This window comes from Mycobacterium sp. MUNTM1 (genome assembly GCF_054660795.1).
Window position 1 is genome coordinate 1 of sequence record NZ_BAAGDE010000185.1, and the last position, 232, is coordinate 232.

Genomic DNA, 232 nt, shown 5'->3' on the forward strand with positions numbered 1-232 from the left:
TCAGCGACTGCGCCGCCGCGCTCAACGTCAAATTCAGCTTGACCGGATCCACCTTCTCCGCGATCGAGGTGATCGTCTGAAACAGCGTGTTGATCTCGGTGGTCACCGACCGCGCGTCGATCACCGTGTGCGACGAGATCTTCTGCGGCGACGGATTCGCCGGCGTCGTCAACGACACATACTTGCCACCAAACACCGTCGTCGCCTTGATATCGGCATTCACATTCGACGG

The 232-nt window shown here is 59.5% G+C and carries 1 protein-coding gene; it reads right to left on the minus strand.

All coding sequences use genetic code 11. The features are described 5' to 3' along the window. On the minus strand, positions 1-232 hold a 232-nt coding region (locus tag ACYQ8K_RS30355; protein ID WP_459975098.1), incomplete at both ends, for an MCE family protein.